The organism is Pantoea sp. F_5 (genome assembly GCF_008631595.1).
GTDB classification, from domain to species: Bacteria; Pseudomonadota; Gammaproteobacteria; order Enterobacterales; family Enterobacteriaceae; genus Pantoea; species Pantoea gossypiicola.
In genome coordinates, this window is sequence record NZ_VWUO01000004.1 from 209,073 (window position 1) to 232,868 (window position 23,796).

Sequence of the window (23,796 nt, forward strand, 5' to 3'; positions counted from 1 at the left end):
CAGTGGAAAGATGTGCCCGTCAGCTGACATCGCGCAGCTGAACACTTTCCATTTGCTTACGATTAAGCAAAGCTCGCCCTCTTTCCTCGCGCGCTTTCGCAGCACCGCATTCCGGCAATAATCGCCCTGACGGGTAACGCGGCCTGTGACGCTGATGGTGATTATCCGCTGATTGCTTCACTCCGGGCTGGCATTCGCGGCAACAATCCGTACCATACGCTGCATATTCGTAACATCACAGTGAAGTGACCGGCCGGGCGTACATCGATTCGCCCTTTAGCTACGCTTTCTGGTTTTTGAGATAGGTAAAAATGCAAGATAATCAAACGGTTGGCAAGAAAGAACAGTACAACCTGAATAAACTGCAGAAGCGTTTGCGTCGTAATGTCGGCGAAGCCATTGCAGATTTTAATATGATCGAAGAAGGCGATCGCATCATGGTCTGTCTGTCGGGCGGTAAAGACAGCTACACCATGCTGGAAATTTTACGCAGTCTGCAAAAAAGCGCACCGGTCAACTTCAGCCTGATTGCCGTCAATCTCGACCAGAAACAGCCGGGCTTCCCTGAGCACATCCTGCCGCAATATCTTGAGTCGCAGGGTGTTGAGTACCGGATTGTCGAAGAAGATACCTACTCCATCGTCAAAGATAAGGTCCCGGAAGGCAAAACCACCTGTTCACTCTGCTCACGCCTGCGCCGTGGCATTCTCTATCGCGTCGCGACAGAACTCGGTTGCACTAAAATTGCGCTGGGCCACCATCGCGATGACATCCTGCAGACGCTGTTCCTGAATATGTTCTACGGTGGAAAACTGAAAGGCATGCCGCCAAAGCTGATGAGCGACGATGGTAAGCAGATTGTGATCCGTCCACTGGCCTACTGCCGTGAGAAAGATATCATTCGCTTCTCCGACGCGCGTCAGTTCCCGATTATCCCGTGCAACCTTTGCGGTTCTCAGCCGAACCTGCAGCGTCAGGTGGTAGCCGATATGCTGCGTGACTGGGATAAGCGCTATCCTGGCCGCATCGAAACCATGTTCAGCGCGATGCAAAACGTGGTGCCGTCGCACCTGGCCGATGTCAATCTGTTCGATTTTAAAGGCATCAAACATGGTGATGCAGTCATTGATGGCGGCGATCTCGCCTTTGACCGGGAAACGCTGCCTTCACAGCCTGTAGGCTGGCGGATCGATGAAGACGATGCACCCGATATCAGCGTGCGTCTGGATGTACTACAGATTAAATAAGTGCGGGAACGTTTAAGGGCGTGCTGCGAGCAGCACGCCCTTTTTTTATATGTTGCGATGTGGCGGTGGATCCATTATCGGCGGAAATTCCGGATCGGTTGGCGGATCAGGCTGCGGTTGCGGATGGGGAATGGGCTCAGGAATCGGGACAGGATCCGTGGGGATCGGCTCGCTGTTAATAATCGCGCTCATGCCGTACTCCTTTTCTTGCGAATGGACTTTAAGCTTAGATAAGGAACGGCGTTACAGCCAGGCAGACAAAAAAAAGCCGGCACACTGGCCGGCATGTTTCGAATTAAATGTGCTATGCATTAATTCTAAATATGGAAGTAAGACAATATGGAGCGCAACGCCCATCGCTTGACGTTGCATTCACCTGCGGGAGAGAGTTTGCGTCAGCAGCGACAATGAGTTCTTGATGTCGATCAGCTTTTGTTCGCTTAACGCGATTTTCAACCCACATATCAGGATTTCCGCTTTAAACAGGGGACTATGCCGACATCACCTTTGCCGCATCAGAGCCAGCGCCGTTTACGCAGATAGCCCGCGACCCCTGATGCCAGCGCCACCAGCAGCAGACAGAAGATTGAAAACCCATATTTCCATTCACCGCCCGGAATACCGCCCAGGTTAACGCCAAACAGGCCGGTCAGAAACGTGGCGGGCAGAAAGATCATCGCCATCAGTGACATGGTATAGGTGCGGCGGTTCATCGACTCCGCCATTGCAGAGGCGACTTCATCAGCCAGAATCGCGGTGCGTGCCACGCCTGCATCCAGATCGTCCAGTCCGCGCCCCAGACGGTCGGCAATTTCCTGCATCCGGCGGCGTTCGCTGTCATCCATCCAGGCCAGTTTTTCACTGGCCAGCCTGGCATAGACATCGCGCTGAGGTGCCATGTAACGCCGCATCACAATCAGTTGCTTGCGCAGCAGGCCCAGCTCGCCGCGCGCGGGCATCCGCTGATCAAGCAGCGCATCTTCCAGCTCGATGATTTTGTCATGTAACTCTTCGATAAATTCGCTGGTGTGATCGGTCAGCGCATCACAGACATCTACCAGCCAGCTGCCGCAGTCAATCGGGCCATTACCGTTTTGCAAATCGGTGAGCACTTCATCGACTGCAGAGACTTTGCGCCGCCGGGTCGAGACGATGAGCTTATCGTTGATAAACACCCGCATGACTACCAGCTGGTCGCGACGTGCATCGCTATTGTGGTTGACGCTGCGCAGTACGATCATAAACCCGTCGCCCAGTCGGCTGACGCGAGGACGCATGCTGTCGCCCGCTAAGGCGTCACGCACCGTATCGGGGATCTGTGGCGTTGACTGCAGCCATTCGGCGCTCTTGCGATGGGTATAGTTGAGATGCAGCCAGCAGGGCTGCTCACACTGGATGACTTCATCTTCAGCAATCGGGATCATTCCACCCTTACCATCCAGCTGGCAGGAAATAATGGCATCTGAAACCTGTAATGCTTTTCCTTCAATAACGTCCACACCGTCCCCTCTCTACTAAAATCAATACGATACAGTCTAGCGTGACGGCGTTGAGTTGCAATCTCCGGGCTGTGTAGAAAGATGTCAGCCGATGGCCGGAAAACCGGCCACCTGTGGCTTAGTGCTTTTCAATCCAGAGTTCACGGCTGTAGGCGACGTCTTCAGGATTGGTAATGGGATAGCCTTTGACCCAGGGTTTAATCAGGCGGCCATTGGTGTACTGATAGATAGGAGCAATCGGCGTCTGTTCGGCCAGGATCTGCTCCGCCCGGTTGTAGTCGCTGTTGCGCGCCTGGTCATTGGTCTCTTTGCTGGCTTTGGCGATGACCGCATCATAATCCGCGTTGCTGAAACGCGAAATATTGCTGCTGTTGCCTGAGGTCAGCAGATTCAGGAAGGTAGATGGCTCATTGTAGTCACCCACCCACGAAGCACGGATCACATCAAAGTTCCCGCTATTACGGCTGTCGATATAAGTTTTCCACTCCTGATTCTCCAGCGTGACATCTGCCCCGAGGTTCTTTTTCCACATTGAGGCCACGGCAATCGCAATCTTCTGATGACTCTCAGAGGTGTTATAGAGCAACTTAAGTTTCAGCGGCTTAGCCGGGCCATAACCGGCGGCGGTGAGCAGCGCTTTCGCCTGCGCGTTCAGGGTGTTCTGATCGTGCTGTTGCATGAAAGTGGGCAATGGCTTAAAGCCGGCTGTCACATCTGGCGTAAAGTGCCACGCTGGCTTCTCACCGGTGCCCAACACTTTTTCAGCAATCACTTTGCGATCGATAGACCATGACAGCGCTTTGCGGACTCGCACATCGGCAGTCGGCCCCTTCTGCGTGTTAAAGGCATAATAATAGGTACCCAACTGGTCAGGTGTGTAGACCTCTCCCGGCAACGTTTTTTTCAGCATCGCATACATATTTTTAGGGAAGGATTCGGTGATATCGACATCATTCGCGCGATAGCGCTTGGTGGCGCTCGACTCTTCATTGATCGGGACAAAGGTTACTTTTGTCAGCACCGAATGCGCATCATCCCAGTAGTCCGGATTACGGATCAGAACGATTTTTTCATTTACCACCCGCTCGCTGAGCTGATAGGCACCGTTGCCCACCAGTTTGCCGGGTGCTGTCCAGCTGTCGCCCTCCTGCGCAATCATCTTCTGAGGAACCGGGAAGAGCGCCACGTTAGCCACCAGCGCCGGGAACCACGGCACCGGACGATCCAGCGTCACTTTCAGCTGCGTTTTACCCTGAGCGATCACACCCAGCTTATCGGGCGTCATTTCACCTTTGTTAATCGCTGCCGCATTTTCAATGCCGCTTAAGCCCGCGAACCAGGCAAAGGGCGAACTGTTTTTAGGATCGACCAGGCGCTGCCAGCTGTAGACAAAATCCTGTGCGGTAACCGGATCGCCGTTTGACCATCGCGCGTTATTGCGCAGGGTGAAGACCCAGGTTTTGTTGTCGCTACTGCTCCAGCTCTGCGCCACGCCCGGCACAATTTTGCCCTGCGCATCCTGATTGGTCAGGCCTTCAAACAGATCGCGAATCACCTGAATTTCCGGCAGGCCGACCGCTTTAAGCGGATCAAGTGAAGCGGGTTCATCTTTAATGTGGCGAACGATCTGCTGCTGTTCGGCCAGCTGTGCGCCAGCGGGTAGATTCGCCGCGATAGCGGGTGTGATAACGCTACTCAGACTGATTGCTGCCAGCGTCATGCGAAAGGTCTTAACCATCATCACTCCTTTACCCTAAAGAAGTGCTGCATCAGTCTGTTGCTGATGCAGCGTGTGCAGGGCACTTTAGCGCAAATGGCTGACAGATAAATAGCTATTTTCCGCGCACAGCTTTTCCGCTACTTTGAGTAAAACCCTTTGAGGAAATGAGTATGTCACTACTCCATCCGCGTCCCCTGCGGGGCAAACTTGACGTTCCCTATCAGCAGTATGGCCGCTCTGTGCTGGGCGCACCGCTGTTGTGGTTTCCGGCCCCTCTGGGCGATGCCGATAGCGGTCTGATCCTGGCCGGCACCCACGGTGATGAGAATGCGGCCATTGCGACGCTTTCCGCCGCATTGCGCACGCTGCCCGACGGCATGCGTCGGCACCACGTGGTATTAGCGATCAATCCGGATGGCTGTCAGCTCGGGCTGCGCGCTAATGCAAATGGCGTCGATCTCAACCGTAATTTCCCGGCAGCAAACTGGCAGTCAGGCGAGACGGTGTATCGCTGGAACAGTGCGGCCGATGCGCGAGATGTGGCGCTCTCAACCGGCACGCATCCGGGTTCTGAACCGGAAACCCAGGCGCTCTGTGCCCTGATTCATCAGCTTAAGCCGTGCTGGATCGTCTCATGGCATGAACCGCTGGGCTGTATTGACGATCCGCATCAGGTGGAGATTGGCGGCTGGCTGGCCAGCCATACCCGCCTTCCCCGAGTCAGCAGCGTCGGCTATGACACGCCAGGCTCATTCGGCAGCTGGTGTCACGATCTCAGTCTGCCCTGCGTGACCGCTGAAATGCCGGTCATTTCCGTGGATGAAGCCACGGAGACTTACCTTGAAATGATGGTTAACCTGCTGCGCTGGCAGCAATAATCAGCTGACCGTTGCGCACGTTGATCGCCGGTTCTGCATCGACCGCCAGCCAGGTTGGCCCGTCGAGATCGGCGAAGCGGGTCTGCGGCACCAGCGGCAGCGCAGCGCGTATTGCCCGCGAGGTACAAAGCATGCAGCCCAGCATCACCGCAAAACCCTGCTGCTGAGCCGCATCGGCCAGTGCAAGCGCCTCGGTCAGTCCGCCCGTTTTATCCAGTTTAATGTTGACCATCTCATAACGGCCTCGTAGTGCCGCCAGGCTTTCGCGGGTATGACAGCTCTCATCAGCGCAGATCGGTAACGGATGGATAAAGTTCTCCAGTGCCGCATCCACATCCGCGGGCAGAGGCTGCTCAAGCATCGCCACATCGATATCGGCCAGTAACTGACAGCGTGCCGCCAGGCCTTCGGCGTGCCATGACTCATTGGCATCCACAATCAGGGTCGCGTCCGGCACGGCGGCGCGGATCGCCATCAGCCGTTCGGTGATGAAATTATCGTCCAGCTTAACCTTCAGCAGCGTTGCACCATGCTGCCACAGCGCCAGCGCGCTGCTGGCCATCGCTTCCGGGGTATCGATACTGACGGTCTGTGCGGTGACCACATCCTCAGGGGGGGTAACGCCACTAAGCTGCCAGAGGCTGCTCTGCTGCTGATGTGCGGCTAAATCCCACAGGGCGCTGTCAATGGCGTTGCGCGCGGCACCAGCAGGCAGAGCCTGTTGCAGCGCTTCACGCGTCATGCCCTGTTGCAGCGCCGGCAGCAGCGTGGCGATTTGCGCCAGTACTGACGCCTCGCTTTCACCGTAGCGCGCATAGGGGGTCGCTTCTCCGACGCCTTTGACGCCGTCTTCCTCAATTTCAACCACCACCACTTTGGCTTCGGTTCGCGTTCCACGGGCAATGACAAACGGCGTATGCAATGGCCAGGCTTCGGGATAACTTTTTACCGTTCTCATTTCCACTCCACAATGTAGGACGCAGTGGCAGAGCGCCACGTTAAATTCAACAATTGAACTCGTAAACCCTTAACATTTATGTCATAAACAACGGCTATCTTTAGCCGTTTTGTGTCAGATCTTTTTTTTCATCAAAAGGAATCACTATGTCTCAGACTGTTCATTTTCAGGGTAACGCCGTACCGGTTGCTGGTCAGTTTCCTCAGGCTGGCGATAAAGCCAAAGCTTTCACACTGGTCGCTAAAAATCTGGTCAACGTTGCGCTCTCTGAGTATGCAGGAAAACGCAAAATTCTGAACATTTTCCCGAGTGTTGATACCGGCGTCTGTGCTTCATCTGTGCGCAAATTCAATCAGGCCGCGAGTGAACTGAATAATACGGTGGTGCTGTGTATTTCTGCGGACCTGCCGTTTGCCCAGTCACGTTTCTGTGGTGCAGAAAACCTGAGTAACGTTGTGACCCTGTCGACGCTGCGCGGCTCAGAGTTTAAGTATGATTATGGCGTGGAAATTGCCGATGGTGCGCTGGAAGGCCTGACTGCGCGTGCGGTGGTCGTGCTGGATGAGAACGATAAAGTAATCTACAGCCAGCTGGTGGATGAAATCACTACTGAGCCTGATTACGACGCTGCACTGGCCGCGTTGAAGTAATAAAAAAGCGGATAACCTGGTTATCCGCCGATGTTACAGATATTGCCAGGCTCGATTAGCTATCAGATCGAGCCTGCACAAAAACCGGGTCAGATCGGAAAGACGCAAAATCTGTCATCCATGACCGCTCGGCTGGCACAATTACGCCCCTCATCCCTGAGGGGCGCCCGTAGCCGGGCCAACGCTTCGCATTGTTCAAAAACGCCTGGCGTTTTTGTTCATGGTGCGGGACGCTTTCCTTCTCTGCCCCCGTTCCCTGCGCGTTGAGCTAATCTATTGCTGCCAGATTCGCCATGAGTCTGCGAAGAGGAACTGAGAAGCTTATTCGCTTTCGGTACGCTTCTGCCCCAGACCATATTCCCGCAGCTTATTGGCAATCGCGGTGTGTGATACACCCAGCCGTTTTGCCAGCTTTCGGGTACTGGGATAAGAGAGATAAAGCCGCGTCAGAATCGAGCGTTCGAAACGGCTGGTGATCTGATCCAGCGTCCCTTCCAGGGCTTCATCGCCGAGTGACACATCCAGCGCCTGTTCGGGCAACACGATATCCTGTGGACGAAGCTCGTAACCTTCCAGCTGGGTTAATGCCCGATACAGCGCGTTTTTCAACTGACGCACGTTGCCAGGCCAGGCATAACGGGTCAGAAACGCATTGAGCTGTGGCGAGAGACGAGGACGCGCCATTCCCTGCTCATCCGCGAAGCGGGCCACAAACATCTCAGTCAGTGGCAGAATGTCCTGTGGACGATCGCGCAGCGGCGGCAGTTGCAGCGTCAGTACATTGAGACGGTAGAAGAGATCTTCGCGAAACTCCCCGCGCTGCACCAGTTCAATCAGGTTCTTCTGCGTGGCGCAAATCACCCGCACATTGACATGGACTTCATGCTCTTCGCCGACGCGACGGAAAGTGCCGTCATTAAGAAAACGCAGCAGCTTGGTCTGCATTCTTGGCGACATCTCGCCAATCTCATCCAGCAGTACCGAGCCGCCATTGGCCTGCTCAAAAAAGCCTTTTTTGCCTTCCAGCGCATTCGGATAAGCGCCGGCTGCATGACCAAACAGTTCGCTTTCGGCAACATCGTCGGGCAAAGAGGCACAGTTCAGCGCCAGAAAAGGATTTTTCCCGCGGGCACTACGCAGATGACAGGCGCGTGCCAGCATATCTTTCCCGGTGCCGGTGTCGCCAACAATCAGTAGCGGCGCATCAAGCATCGCCAGTTTACGTGCCTGATCGACGACCTGACGCATCTTCGGCGTGACGGCAATGATATGGTCAAACTCCGATTCGTCAGTGACCACCAGATTCTGCAACTGGCGGCCCATACGGGCTGTCGACTTCAGCATCACCATCGCCCCAACCGGCCTGTCGCTCTGGCCCTCTTCACCCGGCAGGTAGATAGGACGTGCCTCCATCAGAAAATCACGCCCCTCAATGACGACATGCTGGGCCTGCGCCTCAACACGATCGCTTTCGAGCCAGCGCATGAAATTAAAGCCGTTAATCAGATGACCGGCGCTAAAGTTGCGCATCTTCTCTTCATCGAGATTAAACAGGTTCTGAGCAGCGGGATTCGCCAGTTCAACCTTGCTTTTCAGATCGATGGAGAAAACCGGATCCGGCATCGCCACCAGCAGCGCACTCAGCGCCCGATGCTCCCGTTCAGAGGGCATGTACGTTACCGTGCGCACATCTGTTACGCCGGGTGTACGCCGGATTTCCGCCATCAGATTACTGAAGGCGTCAAATTCCAGTGCAGAAAAGTTCAGGTAGATGCGGCCCAGTGCCGTGATTTCGATACCGCGTAAATCAATGTTGCGTGCCACCAGCAGGTCAAGCAGCTCACGCGTCAGACCGATACGGTCCTGACAGAACACTTCCAGACGCATTGCGTTCGCCTTAATCAGGTTCAGATAAAACAATAATACGCTATGTGGCGCACCTGCATAAAGGTATCTGTCAGGAAATGTTGACAGTTCTGGCTCGTATGGCGGAGTTTTGTACTGACCTGCTGTCGACTCTCATTTCCGGCTGAATGTCAGTCTTAGTCAGCGCCGGACTGTTGATTGCGGGCTGATTACGGTATATTTTTCTTAATTGATTAAAATTGATTATAAAATGCTGACTTTCTTCGCAAAATATTTGACTGTGGGTATGGTTAATACCCTGATTCATTGGCTGACCTTTTTCCTCGCGCTGAGCCTGGGTCTCATGCAGTCGACTGCTAACCTGATTGCTTTTTGCATGGCCGTCACCTTCTCTTTCTTTGTTAATGCGCGCTGGACCTTTAAACAGCAGGCCACGGCATGGCGTTATAGTCTTTACGTCGTTTTTATGGGCGCGATGGCATTCAGCGTAGGTTATCTGGCTGACCAGTTGGGCCTCTATCCGATCATGACATTGATTGCTTCATCGGCTATCAGTCTGGTATGTGGCTTTCTTTTTTCCCGCTTTGTCATATTCAAAGGAGAATAATGAAAATCTCTTTGGTGGTGCCGGTATTTAATGAAGAGGAGGTTATCCCTCTTTTTTATGATGCTGTCAGAAAATATGAAGCGCTTGCAGAGTGGCAGGTTGAGATTGTATTTATCGATGATGGCAGCACAGACGCAACGTATAAACTGATAACTCAACTGAGTCAGCGCGATCCCCTGGTGCGCAGCCTGTCGTTTATCCGTAATTTCGGCAAGGAACCGGCGCTGTTTGCCGGACTGGAAGCCGCCACCGGCGACGCCGTGATCCCGATTGATGTGGATTTGCAGGATCCGATCACGATTATTCCCGACATGATCCGAAAATGGCAGGCGGGCGCTGATATCGTGTTAGCCAAGCGGATTGACAGACGTGCCGATGGTCACCTCAAACGCAAAACAGCGCACTGGTTTTATAAGCTGCACAACAGCATCAGCGATCCGCAGATAGAAGAGAACGTCGGTGATTTCCGGCTGATGTCGCGAGAAGTGGTTGAGAACATTAAGCTGCTGCCTGAGAAGAATCTCTTTATGAAGGGCATTCTGAGCTGGGTGGGCGGACAGACGGACATCGTGGAATATGTGCGCACTGAGCGAATGGCTGGCCGCAGTAAATTCGGGGGCTGGAAGCTGTGGAATCTTGCGCTGGAGGGACTGACCTCATTCTCTACTGTTCCGCTACGCATCTGGTCATATCTGGGTTTCTTAGTGGCCTCGCTGGCCTTCCTGTATGGACTCTGGATGATCGTGGATAAACTGCTGTTCGGTAATCCGGTGCCGGGTTACCCCTCTATTCTGGTATCGGTGCTGTTTCTCGGTGGTGTTCAGCTTATTGGCATTGGCGTGTTGGGTGAATATATTGGCCGCATCTATATGGAAACCAAAAACCGGCCTCGCTATATTTTGCGAAAATCCGCGACGACCCGTTTGCCCCCACCTCAGAACACGGATTAAACCGCGCGTTCAGGCGCAGAGAGATAGCCTGATTAATAAGGATGTGAGATGTTCACCACTGATACCGTACTGGCACGCCGTAAGGTTTTTTTTCTTATTGCGGTAGTTTTTCTGATTGTTTATAGCCCCGCATATTTAACCCATTACGCCTATACCGATGACTGGACGAATCTCTACTGGGCAAACGTTGACAAGCTCAGCATCTTAAACTGGGATACGCTATCCGGCAGGCCGGTGTATGGGATTATTCAGTACAGCGCCTCTTTTCTGGTAGAGAGCGTAGAGCGGCTGGCGCTGCTGCGTTCTGTCGCGATTGTTCTGCTCATTTTCACCGGGTATTACATCTATACTCTTTGTCAGAAAGATGGGCTGCTGGAGAATCAGGCTCAGCGGATCACTTTTGCATTATTGCTTTGTCTGCTCCCTTCATTTCAGGTTTACGTTGCATGGGCATCCTGCTTCCCCTATATCGCTGCGATTTTACTGGCGGGTTCCAGCTACCGTTTGTCGATTAAACCGGGCATCTCAGCCCGCCTGTTAGCATTCTGCCTGCTGACCATCGCTTTCTGTCTCTACCAACCGGCCGCGATGAGCTTCACCTTCTTTGCTGCGCTGGACCTCTGCTTTTCCGCGCGGAAAATTAATAAGAAACAGGCGCTCATCTCCCTGATAGTGCTGGGTGCAGGCATGTTTGCTGCGCTAATCGCCTCGAAAGTGCTGCCCGTCCAGCTTTATGGTCACACGCTGCCCCGCTCGGCATTCAGCTACGACATCCCGGTTAAGCTGAAATGGTTTTTTACCGAATACCTGAAGAACGTGATCTGCAACTTTGACCTCGGCGCAAAAACGGTGTCGGTGATTGTCTCATCGATTATTATTGGTTTTGGACTTAAAAAAATTAAAGCCGCGGGCAACGACAAATTTTATCTGATGTTTGTCTTACTGCTGATTGCCGCACTGCCTAATCTGATTGTCAGCGAAAGCATGGCGGCTTACCGCACATTAATTGCCGGTGCGCTGATTACCACCAGCGCATTTATTCTCGGTCTGTTTGAAATCAGCAAAAAGTTAAAATGGAAAAAGCCTTTTTATGCGCTGCTGGTGATAGCGGCTGGCTCGCTGACGATAAGCCATCTGATCAACGGCTACTCAGTTCCGGCTCGCAAAGAGTTTGCTCTGCTCGATCAGGCAATCATTCAGCAGGTTCCGAAAGATTTTAATGGCGCACTCCATTATCGCCTGACCGGCGAGTACCTGCCGAAGGTTGCGACGTTACGTAAATATGATGATTTCGGTGGGCTTGGGCTGAGCATGTCATGGACATTCGCCGGAATGGCGCATTTTATCAGGGAGAAAAACGGAATGGCTTTTACGCTGCCAGCGGACCCGGTGATCACCGATGAATCTGCCTGTCCGGGTAAATGCCTGACTATTGATTCGCGGCAGGTCCTGCGTCAGCCGCACTAAATAATAGAGGCGGCCAGGCCGCCTCTGTTGTCCATCAGAGATTCAGGCTGACTTATTGCCACCCTTCTGCAGCGCCTCTTTCAACTGGCCCAGCAGCTCACGACGAAAGTCGCCGAGCCTTGGCTTATCCTGCTCCAGCCAGGGCAACGGACGGCAAAGCTCCATCGCTTTGATGCCCAGTCTTGCGGTTAATAAACCTGCACCAATACCCTGCGCAGCCCGCGTAGAAAGCCGGGCGGCGATATCCTGCGACATCCAGTCCATGCCAACTTCCCGCACCAGTTCGGACGCCCCGGCAAAGGCCATATTAAGCAGCACCAGACGGAATAGCCGGATGCGGCTGAAGTAGCCCAGCTCAATGCCATAGATTGCTGCAATACGATTGACCAGCCGCAGATTACGCCAGGCGATAAACGCCATATCCACCAGCGCCAGCGGGCTGACCGCGATCATCAGTGTGGCTTCAGCGGCATGACGGCTGATCTCGCGTCGCGCCTGGCGATCCAGCACTGGCTGCACCAGTTGCGCATATAAACGGACAATTTCACTGTCATTGTGGGTTTCATGCAGTGAAGCATGCCAGCGCTGCAGAGCCGGATGCGCCTGATCCAGCTCCGCCTGCTGCGCCAGCTTTTCGCAGAATGCGCGGCCTTTGCCGATGCCATGACTGTGCAGCAGCTCGCGGCCCACATCCCGTTCCTCTGCGCGCTGACGCAACTGATAGAGGCGACGCCACTCGGTGGTCAGCGCGCCCACACCTGCCAGGACGATCAGGCCACCTGCCACGCCGCTGCCCAGCGAAAACCAGTCGCGGGCCAGCCAGGCATCGTGCGTCCACTGTACACCCTGCGCCATCACGCTGACGCCAAACAGTAGCGCGCCTGCTGTCACCATTTTGCGCCACAGGCTGCGCTTAGGCTTCAGCGCGGCTTCTACCGTCCGTTCACCTGCGCCCTCCTCTTCAACGGCGGCATCTTCATCCTGCACCGCCAGAAACGCAGCCTGCGCTTCTGCTTCAAAGGTCTGCGCCGGGCGCAGCGGCGTCGTGCTGCTCTCATCCAGCGGACGGGCAAAATCGATACGCGGCTTCAGCGGATCGCTCATCGCAATTTATCTCCTAATAAAAATTCCAGCGCGGCATCCATGCGGATATGCGGCAGCGGACGATCGACGTCGAGCTGCTGCGGCCGGAACTGTTCAAACTGAAAGCCCTGCTGCTGCCAGAACGCATTACCGGGCAGGCGCGGCGGCACTTCGCCAGGATAGACGGTGAGCGGCTCGCCATCCGCCAGACGATGACCGCGCAGGGCCGGGATCTTCTCGCCACGATGATCGACCAGCCCGCTCTGTGTCGCCTGCACTGACGCAAGCCCGATGCAGTCCATACTGATGCCTTCAAACGCCGCGTTCTGCCAGGCATCCTGCACCAGTTGCTGCAGCAGGGAGACCATGTTGCCATGCTGATCGCTGGTAATATGGTCCGCCTTGGTGGCGGCAAACAGTAATTTATCGATCACCGGTGAGAACAGCCTGCGGAACAACGTGCGCTGACCATAATGAAAACTCTGCATCAGTTGCGTAAGTGCCAGTCGCATATCATTGAACGCCTGGGGGCCGCTATTCAGCGGCTGCAGGCAGTCAACCAGCACAATCTGGCGATCAAAACGCAGGAAATGATTTTTATAAAAGCCTTTGACCACATGCTGACAATAGTAGTGAAACCGCTGCTGCAACATGCTGAAGTTACTGCCTTTGTCGGCCTGCGCCAGCTTAGTCAGTTGCGCCTCATCAGAAGTCGGCCAGGGGAAGAACTGCAGTGCGGGCGCACCGGCCATATCGCCGGGCAGTACGAAGCGACCAGGCTGAATAAAGTGTAAGCCTTCCGTTTTACAGCGATGCAGGTAGTCGGTCCAGGCGGCAGCAATTTCCGCCAGTTGGGTTTCATCAGCGGGTGCCAACGGGTCGAGTTTTTCGCAGAGTGCGCGCCACGGTTTAGCCCACTCAGCGCGGTCGCCCTGCAGCAGACCGTTCATCTGTCGGGACCAGGCGAGGTAATCCTGCGCCAGCATCGGGAGATCCAGCAGCCATTCGCCGGGATAGTCGACAATCTCAAGATAGAGTGTCGCCGTCTCTTTCAGGTGGCGCAGCAGTGAATCGTTGGGCCGGTAGCGCAGCGCCAGACGCATTTCGCTGACGCCGCGGGTTGGCGTGGGCCAGGCGGGTGGCGAGCTGTAGAGCTGAGCCAGGCCTTCGTCGTAGGTAAAACGCGCCGTGCCCATGTCACGCTGCGGCACCCGTTTTACGCCCAGCAGACGCTCATCCCGTACAACGGAAAACAGCGGCAAACGAGCGCCGCTGTGAACCGTTAAAAGCTGATTAACCAGTGAGGTGATAAAGGCGGTTTTACCGCTGCGGCTTAAGCCGGTGACCGCCAGTCGCAGGTGGCGATCAACGCCACGGTTCATCAACGCCACTAATTCAGTTTGCAGTCTTTTCATCGTTCTCCCTGATGAAGCGCGATGCCACCCGGTTCATCACGCGTTTCAGCAGTGGCTCAAGTGCCACAGCCAGCAGCAGACGTAACGGGCGTCGCGCTACCGATTTCACCGCCCAGCCAGTCACACCAGCGGGACCGTAGGTAACAGCATTGATAATGATGAATTTAGCCGCCGACTTCAATGCAGGTGCCGCGCGGTGACGAAAAGCAGTGGATCGCGAAAAAGACATTAACACCTCCATTGAGCCAGCGTTCGGGCCTGAAACAGGCCCGGTAATAGCAGAATTAAATCTGACGGAAGCGGCTGCGTACGCTGAAGGTTTCAGACGTGACATAGCGTTCCAGGTCGCGCACGTTGCGCTCATCCCGTTGCAGAGTGCTCTCCAGCTGATCCAGCAACTCGCTGGCGGTTGGCTGGCGCTCGCCGTCACTGACGTTGGCAGGCTTCTCATCCAGCACAAAACCCAGCACGAAATAGGCGATCACCGTAAAGACAAACAGTCCAAAGAACAGCGATAACACCACAATAACCCGCAGCAGGCGAACCGGGATGTCGAGATACTCTGCCAGACCCGCGCAGACGCCCATCAGCTTGCCTTCATCAGGCTTGCGCCATAACTTACGACCTTTCATCATGGCTGCCTCCAGTTGGGATGCTCAGCGTCCAGAATCGCTTCCAGCGCATCAATACGTTCACGCATCCGCTGCGCATCCTGCGTGACGCGCTGCAGCCGCTGGATGTCGCTTTGCGACAGTTCCGAACCGCCGTTGCGTTTGTTGCTGTAATGCAGCCATAACCAGATCGGTGCGACAAACAGCACGAAGATCGTTAGCGGTATGGCGAGAAAAAGTGCGCTCATTGACTCTCCTTAATCACTTATCGCAACGTCGATGATTACTCACTGCGGTTCATTTTGGCTTTCAGCGCATTAAGCTGCTGGCTGATTTCATCATCCGCTTTCAGGTCAGTAAACTGCTGGTCCAGGGTTTTCGGTTTACCAAAACCGTGGCTTTCAGCTTCCGCTTCCATGTGGTCAATGCGACGTTCAAAAGACTCAAACCGAGCCATCGCTTCGTCGATTTTGCCGCTGTCGAGCTGACGACGCACATCGCGTGATGAAGAAGCCGCCTGATGACGCAGGGTCAGCGCCTGCTGACGGGCACGCGTCTCGCTCAGTTTTTTCTCCAGCTCGCTGATTTCGCCTTTCATGCGTTCCAGCGTCTCTTCAACCTGGCCCACTTCCTGTTTCAGGGAGGCGATCAGGTCGGTGAGTTTCTGTTTTTCAATCAGCGCCGAACGGGCCAGATCATCTTTGTCTTTGCGCAGCGCAAGCTCCGCTTTTTCCTGCCAGTCAGCCTGCTGCAGCTCTGCCTGCTCAATACGGCGTGACAACTGTTTCTTTTCAGCCAGCGCCCGTGCAGAGGTGGAGCGCACTTCGACAAGCGTGTCTTCCATTTCCTGAATCATCAGGCGGACCAGTTTCTGTGGATCTTCCGCACGCTCCAGCAGGGAATTAATGTTGGCATTTACGATGTCAGCGAAACGAGAAAAAATACCCATAATGATGTTCCTCTTTTAATGTTTTAAAACGTGAAGCCCTGCCTGTTTAATACAATATGCGTGCCAACTTTATATATTGTTGATTTTAAAACACTTTTAAACTTTACAGTTTTTTCACCTTGCTTTAAGATAGTCAAAATGATTAAGGGGTGGCGAAATTCATCATGACAGGCACAAATGATAATCTGCTGGGTGAGTCTAATAATTTTCTTGAGGTACTGGAGCAGGTTTCAAAACTGGCTCCCCTTGAGAAACCGGTGATGGTGATTGGCGAGCGCGGCACGGGTAAAGAGCTGATCGCCAGCCGGCTGCATTATCTTTCTGACCGGTGGCAGGGACCCTTTATTTCACTGAACTGCGCCGCGCTGAATGAGAATCTGCTCGACTCTGAGCTGTTTGGTCATGAAGCCGGTGCCTTTACCGGCGCACAGAAGCGCCATCTGGGACGTTTTGAACGTGCTGACGGCGGCACGCTGTTTCTGGATGAGCTGGCAACCGCACCGATGCTGGTGCAGGAAAAACTGCTCAGGGTAATTGAGTACGGGCAGCTGGAGCGCGTAGGCGGCAATCATGCCCTGCAGGTTAATGTACGGCTGGTCTGCGCCACCAACGAAGATTTGCCCGCCCTGGCGGCGGCAGGAAAATTTCGCGCCGATTTACTGGATCGTCTTGCCTTTGATGTGGTTCAGTTGCCGCCACTGCGCGAACGGCGCAGTGATATCCTGGTGATGGCCGAACATTTTGCTATCCAGATGTGCCGCGAGCTTGGCCTGTTGCTGTTTCCCGGCTTTACCGCCAGGGCGCAGCAGGCCCTGCTTGATTACCACTGGCCCGGCAATGTTCGCGAGCTAAAAAACGTGGTTGAGCGCTCCGTCTATCGTCATAACAGCAGCGAGTTGCCACTGGATAATGTCATTATCAATCCGTTCGCTTCACGCTCTGAACCGGTTCTGCTCCCGCGGTCCAGCCAGGAGACGCAGAGTGGCGGCCTGCCTGAACTGCCGCTGGATCTGCGTCAATGGCAGAATCAGCAGGAGCGGGATCTGGTCGATGCCAGTCTGCACCAGGCTCGTTATAACCAGCGCCGCGCTGCCGGATTATTAGGCGTCACTTACCATCAGCTACGCGCAATGATGAAGAAACACGATATAAAAGCGGAGAGTTAATCCGTTCTGCCGCGACCGGTCAGGCACGCGAAAGCGCAGAGATCATGTTTTACCACATCAACGATGCCGGTCAGGATATCTGCTATTACAGCGTCCTGATGAAAATGTAAAAATGACCGGCGTCAACTGCGGCGTCCCGAATGTGAAATTAGCGGATAACGACAGAAAGAATCACATCGAAAATGTGAGTCTGCAGGTTGAAAAAATTACCAGGAAAATAATCGATGGTAATATTCACTACTCAGATGCATGGAACAGAAGGCCTGCGCTTAAGATGTTAAATCAGTCCGATATCAGACTGTTCAGGCCTTAACAAATATATCTTTTACAGACTGCGCGGCTGAACGCCCATTTTTTCAGGCTGTCGGACGGCGGGAACCAGTCCGACGCCAGCCGTAGCAATGATTACGGCCAGCGCTGACATCAGCAGCACATTGCTCATATCATATTTTGCTGCCAGCGGACCCGCTACCAGCTGTCCAAAGGGAATGGCAATAAAAGAACCCATTGCATCATAGGCATAGACGCGGGCGAGTTTATCCGGTGGAATATGAGTCTGTAAGGAGTGCGCCCATATTACGCCGAACAGACCTAATGTAGTGCCGGCAATAAAGAACCCTGCTATCAGCCATATTGCTGTTGCATTCTGACTCAGCATAAATATCGGGAGGGCGTAAAGTCCTGCCAGCATAGCGCCAGTGAAGAGATCGCGACGTGGATGCCATTTCATGGCCAGTAAAGAACCAGCGATTAACCCTGCACTGTGGGCAGCTACAATTATCCCCCATTGTGTGCGTCCGAATGAGGCGTCAGCAATCATCGGGCCCAGTACCACGACGATGCCATTGAAAGCGACGTTGATAACAGCGAACTGGACGACTATCGACCAAATCCAGCTTCGGCCAGCAAATTCCGCCCACCCCTCTTTTAAATCCTGCAGGATATTGCCCGACAAGGTTCCGGCCTTCTCTGCGTTGACACGAATGAAGAAATAAAGGGGCGCAGAAGCGGCAAAGCCCAGGGCATCAATTGCCAGTCCCCAACCCGGTCCGACAGCACTGGTGATAACACCGCCCAGCGATGCTCCCATCACCGTGCCGCCATAAACACCGAGCTGAATCAAAGCGTTGGCCTGACGCAGATGCCTGGCAGGCACGACCTGTGGAACCAGCGCAGACGAAGCTGGCAGAGCGATGCCTGCTGACGCACCATTCAGAGCGCCTAGTAAGGTGAGGCTAATGACAGAGGCTGAACCCTCAAGCACAGACCATGCAACAAAAGCCTGAGAAACAGCGGCAACCAGCGCCGATACGACTAATACCCGGCTGCGTGAGTAGCGATCGGCAATGACACCCCCCACCAGCAGAAACAGCACGTTGAACAGTGAGCGGGACGCCACTACCATCCCTAAGTCAGAAGCAGAGCCGCCAATGTCCAGTACTGCAAAGGCCAGCGCAATGGGAGCAATTCCATTGCCCAGTACGGTGAAGAGACGTCCGAAAAAGAGATAACGAAAGGATGAATGCTGAAAAGCCTGAGCGTTTTTCTGGAATTTATTCATTGTCAGGAATGTGATGGCCGGAGGTTAGGCTTATGATAACTGCGTTTCTCTGTTTGTTAAGTATGCGTTGATAAAACCTCAACGTTGATCAATCAGATGATCGCAGAAATATAAATGATTTCTCATGACTCAAATAACAGTATTTATATCAGGCAGAAGCCGGGGGTTTTCTGACATTTAATTAATCTGTATTGTTTTTTTATACTTTTTAAGAAGGCCCTTACCCTGTTTTGCCTTCCATATATCGTGCCTTTTTAAATATCCCCTGGAGTTCTGTTAAAACTTTTATGAGATACCACATCAGAACGAAATGTGTGTAGATAAACCCGGATTTCACCTACACCGGTTGTCATTTTTAATGACGCATTGACCCGCCATGGACTTTGCTCTGTGACGCCCCCCTCACTGCCGCCTCCATCACACCAGTCAAAAAAAAAGCCCGCCATAAAGACGGGCAACAATACTGGAAGCAATGTGAGCAATGTCGTGCTCTTCTTCGGCAGAGTCACCGTCGAAGTGCAGGTGAATAATAATCATTCTTATTATCATCTGTAAAGCAGTTATTGAGAATTTTTCTCATTACCACACCGTTTGTATGCACATTTCGTTTCGCTATGACGAAAATCAGTCTGGCAGCCGTTGCAGGTTTTGGGACTCTGCCTGCTTTGCGATACACTCTGGTTAATGCCTCAAAATCGTTGAGTTCTATGTCAAAACTACTTTGTTCGCTGTTGCTTGGCCTCAGCGCGTTAAGTGCCCCTGCGTGGTCAGCGCCTGCCGGTGATATACGTCAGACCGGCTTTGTCTATTGCGTCAGCGGCACGCTGAACACCTTTAATCCGCAGATGGCCAGCAGCGGGCTGACTGTCGATACGCTGGCAGCACAGTTGTATGACCGCTTACTGGATGTCGATCCCTACACCTATCGTCTTAAGCCCTATCTGGCGTCGAGCTGGGAAGTACGCGATAACGGCGCGACGTATCGCTTTCATCTGCGAAGCGGCGTCCAGTTTCAGCAAACCAATCAGTTTCGCCCGACCCGGCCGCTGAACGCCGACGATGTGGTATTCAGCTTCGCAAGGATGTTTGACCGTCATCACCCCTGGCATAACGTCAACGGCGGTAACTACCCCTACTTTGATAGTCTGCAATTTTCCGATTCCGTACAGAGCGTGAAGAAGATCGACAACAGAACGGTTGAGTTCAGGCTTAACAGCCCGGATGCCTCGTTCCTGTGGCATATGGCGACCCACTATGCGCCGGTATTGTCGAAAGAGTATGCCGACCAGCTCACCGCTAAGGGCCGTCAGGAAGAGATGGATCGTCAGCCAGTGGGCACCGGTCCTTATCAGCTCAGTGAATATCGCACCGGTCAGTACATCCGTCTGGCGCGCAATCCTCACTACTGGCGTGGGGTACCGCGTCTGCAACAGGCGGTGATCGATCTTGGCTCCGGCGGAACCGGTCGTCTCTCCAAACTGTTAACCGGTGAATGCGATGTACTTGCCTATCCCGCTGCAAGCCAGCTCAGCATACTGCGCGATGACCCGCGCCTGCGGATGACACTGCGTCCCGGTATGAACATCGCCTATCTGGCTTTTAATACCCGTAAACCGCCGCTCGACCGTCCTGAAGTGCGGCATGCGCTGGCGCTGGCCATCAACAATGAGCGGTTGATGGAGTCGATCTATTACGGCACTGCTGAAACGGCCGCTTCGATATTACCGCGCGCGTCCTGGGCTTATGACAATGATGCGCGTATTACCGGCTACGATCCGGAAAAGTCCCGCGCCGCGCTGGCCGCACTCGGCATCAGCGACCTTCATCTGAGGCTGGTTGTGCCTGCCGCCTCGCAGTCGTGGAATCCCAGCCCGCTCAAAACCGCCGAACTGCTACAGGCGGATCTGGCGCAGGTTGGTGTCCGGTTGACCATTGTGCCGGTTGAGGGCCGTTTTCAGGAGGCGCAGCTGATGGCGATGAATCACGATCTGACGCTGTCAGGCTGGGCTACCGACAGTAACGATCCGGACAGTTTCTTCCGCCCGCTGCTCAGCTGTGCGGCGATCCGCTCGCAGACCAATTACGCGCACTGGTGCTCTCCGGCTTTCGACGAAACGCTGCAGAATGCTCTGCTATCGCAACAACTTTCTGGCCGCATCGACAGTTATGACAAAGCGCAGCAGATTCTGGCGCAGGAGTTACCGGTGCTGCCGCTGGCCTCCTCTCTGCGACTGCAGGCATTTCGTCATGACATCAAAGGGCTGGTACTGAGTCCGTTTGGCAACGCCTCGTTTGTCGGGGTTTATCGTGAAGCTGATGAGGGTAAGTAAGTGATCATCTACATTTTGCGCCGCCTGCTGCTGCTGCTCATTACCCTGTTCCTGCTGTCGCTGGTCAGCTTCAGTCTGAGCTACTTTACCCCTAACGCCCCGCTGGAAGGCGCTGCGCTCTCTGATGCCTGGTGGTTCTGGTTCAAAGGGATGCTGCAGTTTGATTTCGGCGTCTCCAGCACCAACGGTCAGGAAATTGGGCTGCAGCTGCGTGAGGTTTTCCCGGCCACCATGGAGCTCTGTATCCTGGCATTTCTGTTTGCGCTGCTGGTCGGTATCCCGCTGGGGATTTGCGCCGGTGTGATGCGCAATAAATGGCAGGATAAAACCATCAGTGCGCTGGCACTGGTCGGCTTCTCTGCCCCCATCTTCTGGCTGGCACTGCTGCTGACGCTGTTCTTCTCGCTGACCCTTGGCTGGCTGCCGGTATCGGGACGTCACGACCTGCTCTATCCGGTGCAGAATATCTCCGGCTTTGCGCTGATTGACGCCTGGCTGAGTCCTTCACCGTGGCGGCATGAGATGATTGTCAGCGCTCTGTACCACCTGATTCTGCCGGTGCTGGTGCTGGCGATGGCGCCAACGACAGAAGTGATCCGCCTGCTGCGCAACAGCACCAGCGATGTGATGGATAAAAACTATGTCAAAGCGGCGGCGACACGCGGTCTTTCGCGCTTTACGGTCATTCGCCGCCACGTGTTGCACAACGCGTTACCGCCCGTCATCCCGCGTCTGGGCCTGCAGTTCTCCACCATGCTGACGCTGGCGATGATAACCGAAATGGTCTTTAACTGGCCGGGTCTGGGCCGCTGGCTGATCAACGCGATTCGTCAGCAGGATTATGCTGCGATCTCAGCCGGTGTCATGGTGATTGGCGGACTGGTTATTCTGGTAAATGTGATTTCTGACGTGATTGGTGCGGCAATGAATCCGCTGAAACATAAGGAATGGTATGCCCTCCGATAATATCTACGCCGAAAAACGCCTGCCCAGCGCGTTTCGTCAGAGCTGGCATCATTTCTATGGTAATCCCATTTCGATGGTCGGCCTGTATGGATTTGGTGCACTGCTGCTGCTCTGCCTGTTTGGTGGATTGATGGCACCTTATGGTATCGACCAGCAGTTCCTGGGTTATCAGTTGCTGCCGCCGTCATGGTCGCGCTACGGCGATGTCTCGTTTTTCCTGGGTACCGACGATCTGGGCCGTGACGTACTGAGTCGCCTGCTGAGTGGTGCCGGCCCGACGGTGGGTTCCGCGATTCTCGTGACGCTATTCGCTACGCTGGGCGCGCTGGTGCTGGGCGTGCTGGCGGGCATGACACACGGTATTCGCTCGGCGGTGATGAATCACGTGCTGGACACCCTGCTCTCTCTTCCGTCGCTGTTGCTGGCGATTATCGTGGTGGCGTTTCTCGGGCCGCGTCTTGAGCATGCGCTGCTGGCGGTGTGGCTGGCACTGATGCCACGCCTGGTGCGCGAGATTTACAGTGCCGTGCATGATGAGCTGGAAAAAGAGTATGTGGTTGCCGCACGCCTGGACGGTGCCCGTGGCCGTAATATTCTGCGCTACGCTATATTGCCAAACATTTTACCGTTACTGATTACCGAAATTACCCGCGCGCTGTCGATGGCGATTCTGGATATTGCCGCACTCGGCTTTCTTGACCTTGGCGCGCAACTGCCTTCGCCGGAATGGGGTGCGATGCTGGGCGATTCGCTGGAGCTGATCTACGTTGCGCCCTGGACCGTGATGCTGCCGGGTGTGGCGCTGATGGTCAGCGTATTAATTGTTAACCTGCTCGGTGACGGCATCCGTCGCGCCGTCGAAGCGGGAGTGGAATAAATGCCGTTACTTGATATCCGTAATCTGACCATTGAATTTATGACCGCTGACGGGCCGGTCAAAGCGGTTGACCGCGTCAATCTGACGCTGGGCGAAGGTGAAATACGGGGGCTGGTTGGTGAATCCGGCTCCGGTAAAAGCCTGGTCGCCAAAGCTATCTGCGGCGTAACCAACGATAACTGGCGCGTGACCGCCGATCGCATGGTATTTGATGATGTGGACCTGTTGCGCCTGTCTCCGCGCGAGCGCCGCCGCATTATCGGGCATAACGTCTCGATGATCTTTCAGGAGCCGCAATCCTGTCTTGATCCCTCCGAAAGTATCGGTCGCCAGCTGATGCAGGTGATCCCGCGCTGGACCTATAAAGGGCCGTGGCTGAAACGCTTCTGGTTCTGGCGTAAAACCCGTGCTATCGAACTGCTGCATCGCGTCGGTATTAAGGATCATAAAGACATCATGCGCAGCTTCCCCTATGAGCTGACCGAAGGCGAGTGCCAGAAAGTGATGATCGCCATTGCGCTGGCGAATCAGCCGCGCCTGCTGATTGCCGATGAACCGACCAATGCTATGGAGCCCACGACGCAGGCGCAAATATTCCGCCTGCTGAGCCGTCTGAACCAGAATAACAACACCACTATTTTGTTGATCAGCCACGACCTGCGCACCATGAGTCAGTGGGCGGACCGCATTAATGTGATGTACTGCGGTCAGACGGTGGAAACCGCTCAGAGCGAAGATTTAATGACTACGCCGCACCATCCTTATACGCAGGCGCTGATTAGGGCGATGCCCGACTTTGGCCGCGCGCTGCCGCACAAAAGCCGTCTCAATACGCTGTCAGGTGCCATCCCGTCGCTGGAGAGCCTGCCGATTGGTTGCCGTCTTGGCCCACGCTGCCCTTACGCGCAGCGCAAATGTGTTGAAACGCCGCGCCTCACCGGCAGTAAGACACATCTCTTCGCCTGTCATTTCCCGCTGAATATGGAGGGCCAGTAG

23 protein-coding genes and 1 pseudogene are annotated in these 23,796 nt (G+C 54.5%); 12 read left to right on the plus strand and 12 right to left on the minus strand.

From position 1 onward, the window contains the following. Window positions 1-311 precede the first annotated feature (311 nt). On the plus strand, window positions 312-1,247 hold the full coding sequence (gene ttcA, locus F3I44_RS07615) for a tRNA 2-thiocytidine(32) synthetase TtcA (protein WP_150019373.1): 936 nt from the start codon (window positions 312-314) through the stop codon (window positions 1,245-1,247). Between the two features lie 45 nt (window positions 1,248-1,292). Here the strand turns inward: ttcA and F3I44_RS23700 are convergent, their stop codons facing one another. The 3 genes from F3I44_RS23700 to F3I44_RS07625 all read right to left on the minus strand — a co-directional run bounded on the left by F3I44_RS23700 (window position 1,293) and on the right by F3I44_RS07625 (window position 4,484). Continuing rightward, window positions 1,293-1,439, minus strand: coding sequence for a hypothetical protein (locus tag F3I44_RS23700; protein WP_190285916.1), 147 nt, complete (start codon window positions 1,437-1,439; stop codon window positions 1,293-1,295). A 323-nt stretch (window positions 1,440-1,762) separates the two neighbouring features. Further along, window positions 1,763-2,746: a zinc transporter ZntB gene (gene zntB / locus F3I44_RS07620; RefSeq protein ID WP_150010239.1), complete on the minus strand. Its 984-nt coding sequence runs from the start codon at window positions 2,744-2,746 to the stop codon at window positions 1,763-1,765. A gap of 118 nt (window positions 2,747-2,864) precedes the next feature. Further along, window positions 2,865-4,484 carry an ABC transporter substrate-binding protein gene (locus F3I44_RS07625; RefSeq protein WP_150010334.1) on the minus strand — a complete coding sequence of 540 codons (1,620 nt, stop codon included), beginning with the start codon at window positions 4,482-4,484 and terminating at the stop codon, window positions 2,865-2,867. Between the two features lie 152 nt (window positions 4,485-4,636). On the opposite strand from F3I44_RS07625, the gene mpaA reads away from it, so the two are divergent. After that, window positions 4,637-5,344: a murein tripeptide amidase MpaA gene (gene mpaA, locus F3I44_RS07630; protein ID WP_150010241.1), complete on the plus strand. Its 708-nt coding sequence runs from the start codon at window positions 4,637-4,639 to the stop codon at window positions 5,342-5,344. On the opposite strand, the gene ycjG is transcribed toward mpaA, so the two are convergent. Then, on the minus strand, window positions 5,319-6,302 hold the full coding sequence (ycjG, locus tag F3I44_RS07635) for an L-Ala-D/L-Glu epimerase (protein WP_150010243.1): 984 nt from the start codon (window positions 6,300-6,302) through the stop codon (window positions 5,319-5,321). The genes mpaA and ycjG overlap by 26 nt on opposite strands. A gap of 146 nt (window positions 6,303-6,448) precedes the next feature. Here ycjG and tpx point away from each other — a divergent pair, with 146 nt between their 5' ends. Then, the gene (gene tpx / locus F3I44_RS07640) at window positions 6,449-6,952 is read left to right on the plus strand and encodes a thiol peroxidase (protein WP_150010245.1); all 504 of its coding nucleotides are present in this window, start codon (window positions 6,449-6,451) and stop codon (window positions 6,950-6,952) included. 321 nt (window positions 6,953-7,273) lie between these two features. Here tpx and tyrR read toward each other — a convergent pair whose 3' ends face one another. After that, the gene (gene tyrR / locus F3I44_RS07645; protein ID WP_150010247.1) at window positions 7,274-8,839 is read right to left on the minus strand and encodes a transcriptional regulator TyrR; all 1,566 of its coding nucleotides are present in this window, start codon (window positions 8,837-8,839) and stop codon (window positions 7,274-7,276) included. Window positions 8,840-9,068: 229 nt separating this feature from the next. On the opposite strand from tyrR, the gene F3I44_RS07650 reads away from it, so the two are divergent. The 3 genes from F3I44_RS07650 to F3I44_RS07660 are packed head-to-tail and all read left to right on the plus strand — an operon-like array spanning window position 9,069 to window position 11,842. Next, complete coding sequence (locus F3I44_RS07650) at window positions 9,069-9,425, plus strand: GtrA family protein (protein ID WP_150010249.1); 357 nt, start codon at window positions 9,069-9,071, stop codon at window positions 9,423-9,425. Next, complete coding sequence (locus tag F3I44_RS07655) at window positions 9,425-10,375, plus strand: glycosyltransferase family 2 protein (RefSeq protein WP_150010251.1); 951 nt, start codon at window positions 9,425-9,427, stop codon at window positions 10,373-10,375. Before F3I44_RS07650 ends, F3I44_RS07655 begins: the two co-directional genes overlap by 1 nt. 48 nt (window positions 10,376-10,423) lie before the next feature. Next, complete coding sequence (locus tag F3I44_RS07660; protein WP_150010253.1) at window positions 10,424-11,842, plus strand: hypothetical protein; 1,419 nt, start codon at window positions 10,424-10,426, stop codon at window positions 11,840-11,842. A 42-nt stretch (window positions 11,843-11,884) separates the two neighbouring features. Here F3I44_RS07660 and F3I44_RS07665 read toward each other — a convergent pair whose 3' ends face one another. From F3I44_RS07665 to pspA, 6 genes are read right to left on the minus strand one after another with little or no spacing between them, the layout of a single operon-like run. Next, complete coding sequence (locus tag F3I44_RS07665) at window positions 11,885-12,946, minus strand: YcjF family protein (protein WP_150010255.1); 1,062 nt, start codon at window positions 12,944-12,946, stop codon at window positions 11,885-11,887. After that, window positions 12,943-14,340: a YcjX family protein gene (locus tag F3I44_RS07670; protein WP_150010257.1), complete on the minus strand. Its 1,398-nt coding sequence runs from the start codon at window positions 14,338-14,340 to the stop codon at window positions 12,943-12,945. The genes F3I44_RS07665 and F3I44_RS07670 overlap by 4 nt, the downstream gene beginning before the upstream one ends. Beyond that, window positions 14,321-14,569, minus strand: coding sequence for a phage shock protein PspD (gene pspD / locus F3I44_RS07675; RefSeq protein WP_003853796.1), 249 nt, complete (start codon window positions 14,567-14,569; stop codon window positions 14,321-14,323). Before pspD ends, F3I44_RS07670 begins: the two co-directional genes overlap by 20 nt. A 55-nt stretch (window positions 14,570-14,624) precedes the next feature. After that, entirely contained in the window at window positions 14,625-14,975 is a 351-nt protein-coding gene (gene pspC, locus F3I44_RS07680; protein WP_150010259.1) for an envelope stress response membrane protein PspC, read from the minus strand. Continuing rightward, window positions 14,972-15,199 carry an envelope stress response membrane protein PspB gene (gene pspB / locus F3I44_RS07685; RefSeq protein WP_150010261.1) on the minus strand — a complete coding sequence of 76 codons (228 nt, stop codon included), beginning with the start codon at window positions 15,197-15,199 and terminating at the stop codon, window positions 14,972-14,974. The genes pspC and pspB overlap by 4 nt, the downstream gene beginning before the upstream one ends. A gap of 35 nt (window positions 15,200-15,234) precedes the next feature. Next, window positions 15,235-15,900 carry a phage shock protein PspA gene (gene pspA, locus F3I44_RS07690; protein ID WP_098050427.1) on the minus strand — a complete coding sequence of 222 codons (666 nt, stop codon included), beginning with the start codon at window positions 15,898-15,900 and terminating at the stop codon, window positions 15,235-15,237. 164 nt (window positions 15,901-16,064) lie between these two features. Here pspA and pspF point away from each other — a divergent pair, with 164 nt between their 5' ends. Then, on the plus strand, window positions 16,065-17,066 hold the full coding sequence (gene pspF / locus F3I44_RS07695) for a phage shock protein operon transcriptional activator (protein WP_150010263.1): 1,002 nt from the start codon (window positions 16,065-16,067) through the stop codon (window positions 17,064-17,066). Window positions 17,067-17,068: 2 nt separating this feature from the next. Further along, window positions 17,069-17,379, plus strand: a pseudogene (locus tag F3I44_RS23895) (type VI secretion system tube protein Hcp); the annotation flags it as partial. Window positions 17,380-17,391: 12 nt separating this feature from the next. Here the strand turns inward: F3I44_RS23895 and F3I44_RS07705 are convergent. Further along, window positions 17,392-18,627, minus strand: a complete 1,236-nt coding sequence (locus F3I44_RS07705; RefSeq protein ID WP_150010265.1) for an MFS transporter — start codon at window positions 18,625-18,627, stop codon at window positions 17,392-17,394. Between the two features lie 707 nt (window positions 18,628-19,334). Between F3I44_RS07705 and sapA the strand changes: the two genes are divergently transcribed. From sapA to sapD, 4 genes are read left to right on the plus strand one after another with little or no spacing between them, the layout of a single operon-like run. Next, entirely contained in the window at window positions 19,335-20,957 is a 1,623-nt protein-coding gene (gene sapA, locus F3I44_RS07710) for an ABC transporter substrate-binding protein SapA (protein ID WP_150010267.1), read from the plus strand. Beyond that, a complete protein-coding gene (gene sapB, locus F3I44_RS07715; RefSeq protein ID WP_150010269.1) occupies window positions 20,958-21,923 on the plus strand; it encodes a putrescine export ABC transporter permease SapB in 966 nt (321 codons plus the stop codon). Beyond that, on the plus strand, window positions 21,910-22,800 hold the full coding sequence (gene sapC / locus F3I44_RS07720; protein WP_150010271.1) for a putrescine export ABC transporter permease SapC: 891 nt from the start codon (window positions 21,910-21,912) through the stop codon (window positions 22,798-22,800). Before sapB ends, sapC begins: the two co-directional genes overlap by 14 nt. Continuing rightward, window positions 22,801-23,796 carry a putrescine export ABC transporter ATP-binding protein SapD gene (sapD, locus tag F3I44_RS07725; RefSeq protein WP_150010273.1) on the plus strand — a complete coding sequence of 332 codons (996 nt, stop codon included), beginning with the start codon at window positions 22,801-22,803 and terminating at the stop codon, window positions 23,794-23,796.

Coding starts and splice junctions, on each gene's coding strand:
- ttcA (WP_150019373.1), top strand. CDS start 312: ATGCAAGATAATCAAACGGTTGGCAAGAAAGAACAGTACAACCTGAAT.
- F3I44_RS23700 (WP_190285916.1), bottom strand. CDS start 1,439: ATGAGCGCGATTATTAACAGCGAGCCGATCCCCACGGATCCTGTCCCG.
- F3I44_RS07625 (WP_150010334.1), bottom strand. CDS start 4,484: ATGGTTAAGACCTTTCGCATGACGCTGGCAGCAATCAGTCTGAGTAGC.
- mpaA (WP_150010241.1), top strand. CDS start 4,637: ATGTCACTACTCCATCCGCGTCCCCTGCGGGGCAAACTTGACGTTCCC.
- ycjG (WP_150010243.1), bottom strand. CDS start 6,302: ATGAGAACGGTAAAAAGTTATCCCGAAGCCTGGCCATTGCATACGCCG.
- tpx (WP_150010245.1), top strand. CDS start 6,449: ATGTCTCAGACTGTTCATTTTCAGGGTAACGCCGTACCGGTTGCTGGT.
- tyrR (WP_150010247.1), bottom strand. CDS start 8,839: ATGCGTCTGGAAGTGTTCTGTCAGGACCGTATCGGTCTGACGCGTGAG.
- F3I44_RS07650 (WP_150010249.1), top strand. CDS start 9,069: ATGCTGACTTTCTTCGCAAAATATTTGACTGTGGGTATGGTTAATACC.
- F3I44_RS07655 (WP_150010251.1), top strand. CDS start 9,425: ATGAAAATCTCTTTGGTGGTGCCGGTATTTAATGAAGAGGAGGTTATC.
- F3I44_RS07660 (WP_150010253.1), top strand. CDS start 10,424: ATGTTCACCACTGATACCGTACTGGCACGCCGTAAGGTTTTTTTTCTT.
- F3I44_RS07665 (WP_150010255.1), bottom strand. CDS start 12,946: ATGAGCGATCCGCTGAAGCCGCGTATCGATTTTGCCCGTCCGCTGGAT.
- F3I44_RS07670 (WP_150010257.1), bottom strand. CDS start 14,340: ATGAAAAGACTGCAAACTGAATTAGTGGCGTTGATGAACCGTGGCGTT.
- pspD (WP_003853796.1), bottom strand. CDS start 14,569: ATGTCTTTTTCGCGATCCACTGCTTTTCGTCACCGCGCGGCACCTGCA.
- pspC (WP_150010259.1), bottom strand. CDS start 14,975: ATGATGAAAGGTCGTAAGTTATGGCGCAAGCCTGATGAAGGCAAGCTG.
- pspB (WP_150010261.1), bottom strand. CDS start 15,199: ATGAGCGCACTTTTTCTCGCCATACCGCTAACGATCTTCGTGCTGTTT.
- pspA (WP_098050427.1), bottom strand. CDS start 15,900: ATGGGTATTTTTTCTCGTTTCGCTGACATCGTAAATGCCAACATTAAT.
- pspF (WP_150010263.1), top strand. CDS start 16,065: ATGACAGGCACAAATGATAATCTGCTGGGTGAGTCTAATAATTTTCTT.
- F3I44_RS07705 (WP_150010265.1), bottom strand. CDS start 18,627: ATGAATAAATTCCAGAAAAACGCTCAGGCTTTTCAGCATTCATCCTTT.
- sapA (WP_150010267.1), top strand. CDS start 19,335: ATGTCAAAACTACTTTGTTCGCTGTTGCTTGGCCTCAGCGCGTTAAGT.
- sapC (WP_150010271.1), top strand. CDS start 21,910: ATGCCCTCCGATAATATCTACGCCGAAAAACGCCTGCCCAGCGCGTTT.
- sapD (WP_150010273.1), top strand. CDS start 22,801: ATGCCGTTACTTGATATCCGTAATCTGACCATTGAATTTATGACCGCT.